The 10,716-nt window shown below is 44.4% G+C and carries 12 protein-coding genes and 1 pseudogene; 7 read left to right on the top strand and 6 right to left on the bottom strand.

All coding sequences use genetic code 11. The features are described 5' to 3' along the window. Positions 1-117: 117 nt before the first annotated feature. Positions 118-264, bottom strand: a complete 147-nt coding sequence (locus LC574_RS09325) for a hypothetical protein (protein ID WP_229453150.1) — start codon at positions 262-264, stop codon at positions 118-120. A 159-nt stretch (positions 265-423) separates the two neighbouring features. Between LC574_RS09325 and LC574_RS09320 the strand changes: the two genes are divergently transcribed. From LC574_RS09320 to LC574_RS37900, 5 genes are all read left to right on the top strand, one after another. Beyond that, positions 424-615, top strand: a complete 192-nt coding sequence (locus LC574_RS09320) for a DUF2862 domain-containing protein (RefSeq protein WP_229453148.1) — start codon at positions 424-426, stop codon at positions 613-615. A gap of 120 nt (positions 616-735) precedes the next feature. Beyond that, entirely contained in the window at positions 736-1,836 is a 1,101-nt protein-coding gene (locus LC574_RS09315; protein ID WP_229453146.1) for an ArsA family ATPase, read from the top strand. 177 nt (positions 1,837-2,013) lie between these two features. Then, on the top strand, positions 2,014-3,060 hold the full coding sequence (gene chlG / locus LC574_RS09310; RefSeq protein ID WP_229453145.1) for a chlorophyll synthase ChlG: 1,047 nt from the start codon (positions 2,014-2,016) through the stop codon (positions 3,058-3,060). Between the two features lie 83 nt (positions 3,061-3,143). Next, positions 3,144-3,431 (top strand): hypothetical protein, encoded by a 288-nt coding sequence (locus LC574_RS09305; RefSeq protein WP_229453143.1) that lies wholly within the window; start codon positions 3,144-3,146, stop codon positions 3,429-3,431. A gap of 21 nt (positions 3,432-3,452) precedes the next feature. Continuing rightward, on the top strand, positions 3,453-3,584 hold the full coding sequence (locus LC574_RS37900; RefSeq protein WP_267871469.1) for a hypothetical protein: 132 nt from the start codon (positions 3,453-3,455) through the stop codon (positions 3,582-3,584). On the opposite strand, the gene LC574_RS09300 is transcribed toward LC574_RS37900, so the two are convergent. The 5 genes from LC574_RS09300 to LC574_RS09280 all read right to left on the bottom strand — a co-directional run bounded on the left by LC574_RS09300 (position 3,567) and on the right by LC574_RS09280 (position 8,040). Then, positions 3,567-4,523: an alcohol dehydrogenase catalytic domain-containing protein gene (locus tag LC574_RS09300; protein WP_229453152.1), complete on the bottom strand. Its 957-nt coding sequence runs from the start codon at positions 4,521-4,523 to the stop codon at positions 3,567-3,569. The two genes, LC574_RS37900 and LC574_RS09300, sit on opposite strands and share 18 nt — an antisense overlap. Beyond that, positions 4,504-5,190: a DUF4118 domain-containing protein gene (locus tag LC574_RS09295; protein WP_229453141.1), complete on the bottom strand. Its 687-nt coding sequence runs from the start codon at positions 5,188-5,190 to the stop codon at positions 4,504-4,506. The genes LC574_RS09300 and LC574_RS09295 overlap by 20 nt, the downstream gene beginning before the upstream one ends. A gap of 149 nt (positions 5,191-5,339) precedes the next feature. Continuing rightward, positions 5,340-6,518, bottom strand: coding sequence for an 8-amino-7-oxononanoate synthase (gene bioF / locus LC574_RS09290; RefSeq protein WP_229453139.1), 1,179 nt, complete (start codon positions 6,516-6,518; stop codon positions 5,340-5,342). A 131-nt stretch (positions 6,519-6,649) separates the two neighbouring features. Beyond that, complete coding sequence (gene ruvA / locus LC574_RS09285) at positions 6,650-7,282, bottom strand: Holliday junction branch migration protein RuvA (protein ID WP_229453137.1); 633 nt, start codon at positions 7,280-7,282, stop codon at positions 6,650-6,652. Next, positions 7,282-8,040: a sucrose-phosphate phosphatase gene (locus LC574_RS09280; protein ID WP_229453135.1), complete on the bottom strand. Its 759-nt coding sequence runs from the start codon at positions 8,038-8,040 to the stop codon at positions 7,282-7,284. Before LC574_RS09280 ends, ruvA begins: the two co-directional genes overlap by 1 nt. Before the next feature lie 1,234 nt (positions 8,041-9,274). Here LC574_RS09280 and LC574_RS09275 point away from each other — a divergent pair. Together LC574_RS09275 and LC574_RS09270 are read left to right on the top strand one after the other, a co-directional pair. After that, a complete protein-coding gene (locus LC574_RS09275) occupies positions 9,275-9,997 on the top strand; it encodes a Uma2 family endonuclease (RefSeq protein WP_229453133.1) in 723 nt (240 codons plus the stop codon). A 71-nt stretch (positions 9,998-10,068) separates the two neighbouring features. Continuing rightward, positions 10,069-10,497 (top strand): annotated as a pseudogene (locus LC574_RS09270) (trans-aconitate 2-methyltransferase); the annotation flags it as partial. Positions 10,498-10,716 lie beyond the last annotated feature (219 nt).

Here is a 10,716-nt window from a genome sequence, read left to right as displayed (position 1 = left end):
AACAGCTTAAAATTAAATCATACATCGTAGGCATGGTTTCTTGTGGTGAACGGGGGGGATCTGTTTGATACATGATTATTACCTTATTTGCTTAACTCAAGCTATCTGGATTAACTCTTAGCGATCGCAAATGTTCCGCCAACCGTTGCCAAAGCAGCTGTTTTTGTTCCAATGCAACCAAGTTTCCATCTCCGACTCATCACTTAACAACCGAGTTGCATCGGGCATCTGCTGTTCTAGCTGTTGCGCTGTGACAAACATCATCGTTGTACCTGTTTGGTTGTTGATTTAATTTTAAGCTGTTAGATCAGGAGTTAGAAGTTAGAAGTTGGGAATTTTCTTCCTCATCTCCACTGAATTTGTGAGAGCAGAGTCACGGATTCCGCTACACTGAGACTTGGTTTATCTGAATTGTAATCAGGCATGGAAATCGGACAAAAGGTTAAAGTGTTTCGCTTGCGCGATCGCGTCTCTGCTTCTGTTGTAAAAAAACTAGGACAAGTGGGTATCATCCAAGGCTATAAAGTCACCGATGGTGCTGGGATCGGTGTAGTGGTGCTGTTTGAAGACAAAACTTCTACTTGGTTTTTTGAAGATGAAATCAAACCTGTGTAGTTGTAAAGAACTCAGAACCGGGTTTTTCTTGGTATCTGAAATTTATTGCACAGGCTGAAATTCTTTGTTGAGTGCTAAGTTGGAGTTGAAAAGATCGGCGGTGAAAATAGGAATCAAATAATGGCTCTAATATTGACATTTTTGGGCAAAGGCGGCACCGCTCGTACCAAAATTGCGATCGCCGCCGCCAAATTATTGGCAAGTCAAGGCAAGCGCGTACTCCTAGCAGGACAAGCAGAACCAACATTGTCAATTCTGCTCGGTACTCCCATTGCTGCCGATCCCCAGGAAATCGCTCCCAATTTGCAAGTAGTCCAGTTTCAAGCATCTGTACTACTAGAACGCAACTGGGACGAAGTGAAGAAACTTGAGGCGCAATATCTCCGCACGCCCATATTCAAAGAGGTTTTTGGTCAAGAACTGGTAGTCTTACCAGGCATGGACAACGCCCTCGCACTCAATGCTATCCGCGAATATGATGCCAGTGGCAAATATGATGCGATCGTCTACGATGGCACGGGTGACTCTTTAACATTGCGAATGTTGGGTTTGCCAGAATCTCTCAGTTGGTATATCCGGCGATTTCGGCAATTGTTTGTCAACTCCGATTTGGGGAAAACGATTACTGAATCGCCCTTGATTCAGCCGCTCATTAGCAGCTTTTTCAATGTCAACTGGACAGCAGATAACTTTGCAGGGCCTACTAACCAAGTCAATAATTTCTTAGAAAAGGGGAGAGCCGCTCTTGCTGATCCCAAGCGTCTTGCTGCTTTCTTAGTTACCACAGGAGATCCCATTGAGGTAGCAAATGCTCGTTATTTGTGGGGTAGTGCTCAACAAATTGGTTTAACTGTCGGTGGTGTTTTGCTTCTATCTACTCAGACAAATGTCAACCTATCGGAGGAATTTATTCCCCTACCTGTGAGCGTTGTTCCCGACTCGCCAACAGGTGACTGGCAACCACTGATAGACGCTCTACCTAGCTTTGAAGCACAAGCTCTACAGGCTCCCAAACCAATTGAAATAGACACTCACAATCGTCAAGTACGCCTATTCTTGCCAGGTTTTGACAAAAAGCAAGTCAAGCTTACCCAATATGGGCCAGAAGTCACGGTAGAAGCCGGAGACCAGCGACGGAATATACCTTTACCCCCGGCTCTGAGTGGCAGACCCGTTGCTGGAGCAAAGTTTCAAAATAATTATTTGATAATTTCGTTTTAAGTAATGAGAATGGGGAGTGGGGAATTGGGAGTGGGGAATGGGGGATAAGGGAGCAGGGGAAGCAGGGGAAGCAGGGGAAGCAGATAAAAAATAACTAATGCCCAATGCCCAATTCCCAATTCCCGATGCCCAATGCCCAATTCCCAATGCCCAATGCCCAATTAATTAGTAAAAATTATGTCAGAATCAACTCCCATTACCCCAGACCCTAACCCAGCTGAGGCACTAGACTCAGTGGCAAATAATTCCAATGAGCAAGCAAACGCATCTGCCGATCGCAGTGCAAAAACTAGGCAACTGCTGGGGATGAAAGGTGCAGCGTCTGGGGAAACTTCAATTTGGAAAATTCGTTTGCAGCTAATGAAGCCGATTACCTGGATTCCCCTAATTTGGGGCGTAGTCTGTGGTGCGGCTTCTTCTGGTAACTATACTTGGACACTGGAAAATGTGTTGAAGGTAGCAACCTGTATGCTGCTGGCTGGGCCATTGATGACAGGTTACACTCAAATCCTCAATGACTACTACGATCGCGAAATCGATGCCATCAATGAACCCTATCGCCCGATTCCCTCTGGGGCAATTCCCCTACCCCAGGTAATTATTCAGATTTGGGTATTACTAATTGCTGGCATTGCTTTGGCATTTGCGCTGGATGTGTGGTCTGGTCATGAATTCCCGACAATTACAGCGATCGCGATTATCGGTTCTTTCATCGCCTACATTTATTCTGCACCTCCCCTGAAACTCAAGCAAAACGGTTGGCTAGGTAGCTACGCTTTGGGTGCAAGTTATATTACCCTACCTTGGTCTACAGGACACGCTTTGTTTGGCGATCTCAATTCCACAATCGTGATTTTGACAATGTTCTACAGCTTGGCTGGATTGGGTATTGCCATTGTTAATGATTTTAAGAGTGTAGAAGGCGATCGCCAGCTAGGATTAAATTCACTACCCGTAATGTTTGGCATCACTACTGCGGCATGGATTTGTGTAGTAACGATTGATGTATTTCAAGGATTGATAGCAGCTTATCTCGTCAGCATCCATGAGAATTTGTATGCAACAATACTAATACTGTTAATCATTCCGCAAATCACCTTACAGGATATGTATTTCTTGCGTGACCCCGTGAAGAATGATGTTAAGTACCAAGCCAGCGCCCAACCGTTCCTTGTTCTAGGAATGCTCGTTACTGGTTTAGCGCTGGGTCATGCTGGGGTTTGAATTATACTTCCATAGTAAGAAGTTAGGAAGTAGGAGTTAGGAGTTAATATACTTCTAGCTCCTAATTTGTATCAGGAAATGCTGTGTTGGAACTGATATCTTTCCTCATTCATGGAATTCAACCTTTGTTAGTCCCCATTTGCTTTGTCGTTGCTTGGACTGTGACTATTCTCGCTGTTTTGAGTCTCTGGATGGCGGCGCGAGATAGTGTGACTACAGCCAAGCAAATGCATCAAATTCCCTGTAGTGGTTGCCAATTTTTTACCGACAATTACCGCCTTAAATGTACTGTACGCCCGTCTATTGCCAATACAGAAGAAGCGATCGATTGTTTGGACTATCAACCGAAGACGAATCCTTATCTGTATTAGTTAGGGAGTGGGGAGTGGGGAGTGGGGAGTGGGGAGTGGGGAGTGGGGAGTGGGGAGTGGGGAGTGGGGAGTGGGGGAAGCAGAGGAGTAGAGAAGAATAACTATGCCCAATGCCCAATGCCCAATGCCCAATCACTATTGACCAATCTCTAACAATATCTTTAAAACACCGCGACTCTGAGCGTGTTCAAAAGCCGCAAGCCCTTCAATGAGAGGGTATGAAGCCTGAATGAGAGGTTGCACGTCAACTTGTCCTGCGGCTAGTAGCTGGAGGGCTAGGGGAAAGGGGCCGCAACGGGAGCCGATAAGGGTGATTTCATCTACTACTAACGAGGAAGCATCTAGGTTGAGCTTGCCAGAATAAGTACTTTTCAGTACAAGCGTACCACGGGGACGTAGGGCGCGACGGGCGATCGCAAATCCTTCTGGGTTGCCAGTACATTCTACTGAGATATCAAAATATCGGTCTGTAACAGTGTCGGCTAGACTCGTTTTTATCCCCCGTGCCTCTAAATTAGCGAGTTTGTCTCGATGACGACCCACAGCTAAGAGTTCACAGCCAGTTAGAGCAAGTGTCTGGGCTACTAACTGCCCTAGTTTACCATCTCCAACTACTAGCACCCGATCATTTGGATGCAATGACACTTGCTGCTGAATTTCCAAAGCTGCTGCTATAGGTTCAGTAAATGTTGCTACTTCTGTTGGCACATTATCAGGTACTAAATGTAAGTTCTCTATCGGCAAACAGAGATATTCACTAAAGGCTCCATTCCGGTTGACAATACCTAGAACTGTGCGATTTTCGCAGTGAGTTGGTTGTTTACTACGACAAAACCGACAATGCCCACAAACAGCGTTGATTTCCCCAACGACGCGTTGGTTAACTAGGTGTTCTGGCCCTTGTACGACAACACCGACAAATTCATGACCTAAAATACCAGTGTAGGGATAGTAGCCTCTGAGCAGTTCCAAGTCAGTGTTACAGATACCTGCACGCAAGACGCGCACCAAGACTTCTCCCTGTGGTGGTTCAGGAATGGGAATATCTGTGCGTAATTGCAATTGGTTGTTTTCAAGCCAAAGTCCTTTCATCGAAAGCGGCGGGAAACTCCATCCCCTTGTGGGTGGAGAGGGATAGCCGCCCCGCCGCTTTGGGCATTGGGCATTGGGCATTGGTAACTTCTTCCCCATGCCCCATGCCCGATTCCCCATGCCCAAAAACTCCATCCCCTTGTGGGTGGAGTTTTTCATCATCAGATTTACCCAGCATTTCCTCAGCAGTGTCTATACCTTGAGGATTATGAATCCACTGATATTGTAAATTGCGATCGTACTGAAAGACCACGATATCTGAACTACTTAAGGCTAATCTAAATCGCTCCTCATTAACTCTCAACTTTTGGAGATTTTCATCAGCCCGGCTTTTAGCAGTCCTTAATGCCTCACATAAGATACTAAATAGCAATCCTTGTAATGCAAACAACCCAATTCGCAAAAAATTGGATAAGTAAAAACTCAGATCATAAGCTGGGGGGAGAAAGAAGTAGCCGCTTAGTAACGCAGACAAGCCGGTTGCTAACAGCCCTGACTTCAAACCACCATACCAAGCACTCACCATTACAGCGCTAAAAAACAGCAAGAAAGGAGTTCCACTCATGCTTAACCAAGGGTCTAGCATCAACATCAGCACTAATGCAAGTGCGACAATTAATACAACAATGCCATAACGCAGTAACTGGGAATAACGAATATAGGGCATGAAAATCTTTTGAAATAACCAATACTTATTGCAAAGGCTTTATACACCCTAAGTTAGTTTGCAAATTTTAGGAATTTATCTCAAGATAGATTTTTGTTTATTTAGAAAACTTCTTTTGTCAGAGGTTAATTACGCGGTGTACTAAATTATTAATTATGAATTATCTTGGCATCCTTCAGGACTGCTACCAATTTTTCAATATGTGCTGCTTGATGAGTTGCCATTAAAGATATTCTGATCCGACTTGTGGGTACTGTGGGAGGACGAATTGCTGGGGCAAAAATGCCAGCATCTTTTAACTGTTTTCCAGCTTTTAGGGCATCTGTTGCACTGGGCAATTGAAAACATAATATAGGTGATTCCGAAGGTAATAATTTTAAATTAGGTAATTGTTGTTGCAGCAAATTTTTCAAGTAATGTACATTTTGCCACAATTGGGTACGGCGTTGCGGTTCTTGTTGGACTATCTTGATTGCTGCTAAAGCCGCAGCTGTATCAGCAGGTGAAAGCCCAGTTGTGTAAATCCAAGTGGGTGCGCGGTTTTGCAAAAAGTCAATTAGGGCGCTACTTCCTGCTACATACCCACCTAAACTACCCAAAGCTTTACTCAAAGTCCCAACTTGAATTAACGGGTTTCCCGTACATCCAAAATGTTCCACACACCCAGCGCCAGTTTTTCCTAGTACCCCAGTAGCATGAGCTTCATCAACTAGCAGCATACAATTAAATTCATCAGCGAGTTCTAACAGTGCTGGCAACGGACATAAATCGCCATCCATGCTGAAGACGCTATCAGTAAGAATCAAACAGCGTCGGTAGTTTTGTCGCTGTTGACTCAACTGAGTTTTTAATACTGCGATATCACAGTGCGAGTATTCCACAAATACTGCACCACTGAGAATCGCTCCATTTTTCAGACTGGAATGATTGTACTGGTCAGATAAAATTAAATCACGCTTGCCAACAAGGGCGGTAATTACACCCAAATTAGCTAGATACCCGGAACTAAATACCAAAGCATCTTCTGTTTGTTTAATAGATGCGATCGCCTTTTCTAATTCTCTGTGTAATTCTCGATGCCCACTGAGTAATCTAGAACCAGTGCTACCAGTTCCAAATTCTGCGATCGCAGTTGTTGCGGCTGCCATTAACCGCTCATCCCCAGTCAATCCTAAATAGTCATTGCTGGCAAAATTAATTACCTCTTGCCCAGCTAAAACCACCATTGCACCCGGGCGACCGTGGATTGTTTGTACTGAACGATACCAGTCAGCCCGATGAATTGTTGCTAAAGACTGTTCTAGCCAGGCATAAGGGTTGGTGGGCATGGGGGGATGAGGGGGATGAGGGGGATGAGGGGGATGAGGGGGATGAGGGAGAGAATGACTAATGACAAATGACTAATGACAAATGACTAATGACAAATGACTAATGACTAATGACTAATGACTAATGACAATTAAACTTGTTCGCTGCTGAGATGAGCGATCGCTTGTTTAATCCAATCTTCAACGTAGGCATCTTTGGGTAGTCCGATGTCTTCACTTACCACATGGAGGGCGTGACTGACTTCATGGGCAGTATATCCCAAGGCGAAGAGGGTCATTTGCACCTCTTCGAGAATTCCCGGTGCTGGGCCACCTGTGGCGACGAAGAACCCGGCTGATTTGCGCCACTCGACTAATTTGCTTTTTAGTTCCAAACAGATGCGTTCGGCGATTTTTTTACCGACACCGGGAGCCTGAATTAATATTTGTGTATTGCCAGCGATAATTGCTTGGACTAAATCTGGTAGTTCCAGAGTGTCTAAGAGGGCGATCGCTAAGGCTGCACCAATACCGGTAACAGTCAGCAAGTGGCGAAATAAATCGCGTTCGGCTGGCGAAGCAAAGCCATAAAGTAACGGCACTTCTTCACGAATTTGGAAATGGGTAAAAATTTGCGTTACTCCTCCCGACTCTGGTAACTGGTTTGCTAACCGTTGAGGAACTTGCAAATCATACCCCAAGCCATTGACTTCTAGAGTCAGAATCACGCGATTAGCGCCAATTGTTTGGATACCAGCGACTATACCTTTTAGATAACTAATCATTACAAGAAACCAAAATATTTTAATCCTTCAATAATTCCACCTGCACAAAAACATGAAGCCAGGTAGCGGTGTTCAGCAGGATGCTCATTGTGCCACTGGAGTAACTCTTTTCGGGCATTCCCTACAATGATTCCCCGTTCGTTGCCTACAGAAAATAAAGCAATATCATTACCTGAATCACCACAGACAACTGTTTGTTCTGCTGCAAATTTCCACTTTTGGCGCAAAAACTGCATTGCCTGACCTTTATCGCTGCTATGGGGTACAATGTCAAGGTCAATACCGCTACTGTAAATTAACTTTACATTTAATTTATTTTTCTGCAACTCTGCTTCAAGTTGTGGTAGAACATTCGCAGATGCTTCTTGTTCTAGGAAAAAGCTCACTTTGAAGGGACGCTGTTCTGAATCTGGTTGCCGAACTAACTTACGGTATTTCTGGGTAATAGATAATACAGTTTCCCGTTCCCATCCTGGAGAGAGGATTTCTGACCAATGTGAGTCTGGAGTATCAGTACCATTGAGGTAAATTTCTGTACCCACAGCCAGGACGAGGGCATCGGGTTGCAAAAGATTTTTTTGAGCTTGGAGTTCTTGATAAAGTACAGGCGATCGCCCAGTAGAATAGACAATTTTTGTACCGTATTCTTGGCGATGTTGACTTAGCAGTTGATTTAGTTCTGCTAAAGCACTGTCATCTCCCACTGTGCGATATACAAGCGTGTCATCTAAGTCGGTTACAAACAGAAATTTAGCCATAACTACCTCTTGTGCTTCGCTTTACCATCAAAAAGTTTATGTCCTTTTTGCACTTATCTAAAGAAAACATAGATGTACGCAATATGCGACTTACAGCAGTTTTCATGTATTTGAACCACATCTATCGTAGGGGTAAAGCGCAATGCTCATTGGTGTCAACTTAAGCTAAAAATCGCTTATCTGTTGGCTGACACGCCCGCCCAGAAATGAATTTCAGCGGCTCCTAGCTAAAGTCTACTAAAGTAGACTAAAAATTTTTCGGATTATTTAGTCATCAAAAGATGACTTAAGCTATTAGCCAAGGAACTTCAGTTCCTTGCGGGACATGGCTTTTACGTTAAGTTGACACTAATGAACAATGCTAAACCCCTACCGCGTGGTCTATTTACCTGAAAATAGCTGTAATATCTCCTAAAAAGAGTTTGATATAACTTACAAAGAAGGCAGGAGGCAGATAGCGCAGCGTTAGCGAGTCCGCGATCGTCGGGCAGTTGTTGCTGGAGGAAAGAAGTATGAATAAATCTATAAGTGCCTTCTGCCCTCAGTGCTGGAGTCTTTCTTGATAAATAGATTTATAAGTTCATTACAATGATTGCAGCAAATGCTTAAACGTTTCTTATACATGGAAGAGTGTTTGTTGCAAAGTATTAAGCATTTGCAACAACTAATTATACATTTGCTGCAAATGCTTAAGCCTTTCTTATACATGGAAGAGTGTTTGTTGCAAAGTATTAAGCATTTGCAACAACTAATTATACATTTGCAGCAAATGCTTAAGCGTTTCTTATATATGGAAGAACATGAGCTGCAAACGTTCAAACTTTGACAACTAATGTTTAAATTTGAGCGATGTTTACAGAGACGTAGCACCAAAAAACAATGTAGAAACGTAGTAAGCTGATGCGCGTCTAAAGTATATAAACACTCTATTGGGTCGTTATATCACGTCTGGTTAAACACAAGTCAATTGCGTTCGCTCTTAGCGTTCCCGAAGGGTACGGAGTGAAGCAATCGCTCCAGACGTTGTGATTGCTTCGTTTCACTTCGTTCCACTCGCTTTTGACTTATCACAAGTAATTTATCGGACATGATATTAACTGTTGACGGTTAACAGTCATCAATCATCAGTCATCAGGTAAATGTACAAATTAAATGCGTAACAGCTTACTGCTACCTCTGTTTCGTTTAATGCACTACGATACAATCAATTTAACCACCTCTACTGCCTGTGATCGTGGTCAACGCCTCTCCACAACAGCCGACTCCAACCGATTCTCCCTCCTACATTCCGCCTCTTGAGAGTGGCGATCGCCTCACCCGTCCAGAGTTTGAGCGTCGCTACAATGCCATGCCCAACCTCAAGAAAGCTGAATTGATTGAAGGAGTCGTTTACGTGGCATCACCTTTGCGTTTTGAACCACACGCCGAACCGCATGGTAATTTAATGATTTGGCTGGGAAATTATAAAGTAGCCACACCTGGTGTCAGATTGGGCGATAATCCAACTGTGCGGCTAGATTTAGATAATGAACCCCAACCTGATGCCATTTTGTTAATTGATGCAGCGTGTGGCGGATCATCTCATCTGAGTACTGATGGATACGTAGAAGGTGCGCCAGAATTAGTCGCAGAAGTTGCCGCCAGTAGTGCTAGCAAAGATTTGTATGATAAAAAACGTGCCTATCGCCGCAATGGAATTCAGGAATATATTGTTTGGCAGGTTTTTGAGCGGACTGTTAGTTGGTTCAGTTTGCAAAATGGTGAATACGTAGCACTGATACCAAATGCGTCAGGGATAATTCAAAGTCAAGTGTTTCCGGGATTGTGGCTTGATGTATCAGCATTAGTTGCGGGAAATATGCAACAGGTGTTGGCAGTATTGCAGAAAGGGCTAGCTTCAGTGTGTTGCATCCAAACGAGAACTGCTATATCCTTTGTTAGATTCCCGGCTTCTTAAAGAACTCAGGAATCTAACCACCACAAGAAGAAGGTTTTATTACATTGAATTAAAAACCACCATAGTTATTTATGAATAATATTTCGACAAGCAATAATTGGGACACTTCCCTTTATGAAGATAAACACGCTTTCGTATGGCAGTATGGCGAAGACTTATTACAATTACTCAACCCTCAACCAGGAGAATCCATTTTGGATCTCGGTTGTGGTACTGGACAACTCACAGAAAAAATTGCCCAAGCTGGTGCTGAAGTAATGGGAGTTGATCATGCACCCGCGATGATAGAAAAGGCCAGACAAAACTATCCCCATATCCGCTTTGATGTTGCTGATGCTAGGAACTTTCAAGTAGATAAGCCATTGGATGCTGTGTTTTCCAACGCTGTATTACATTGGGTGAAACAAGCAGATAGCGCGATCGCCTCCATACATAAATCCCTAAAACCCGGAGGGCGTTTTGTCGCAGAATTTGGGGGTAAAGGGAATGTAAAGGCGATCGGGCGGCGGCGGAGAAGGTGCCGGTTTTCCGCTGGGCGGCGGAGCTGGGCATCGGCGGGGCGATGACGGCGATCCCGAACCTTGAGGCCCGGCGGGATCTGCTGGTGCAGGCCGACGTGCTGGCGGTGGTGCAGTCTCTCGGCGAGCAGCGGACGCTCCTGCTTGACGCGATGGCGGCGAGGATGCGCGTCGTGGCGGTCGCCGATGAGCTGGTGCAGG

The sequence above is a fragment of the Nostoc sp. CHAB 5715 genome (assembly GCF_020829685.1).
Classification (GTDB): Bacteria; Cyanobacteriota; Cyanobacteriia; order Cyanobacteriales; family Nostocaceae; genus Nostoc.
The sequence above is the reverse complement of the archived record's forward strand: the minus strand, read 5'-3'. Positions and strand labels throughout refer to the sequence as shown.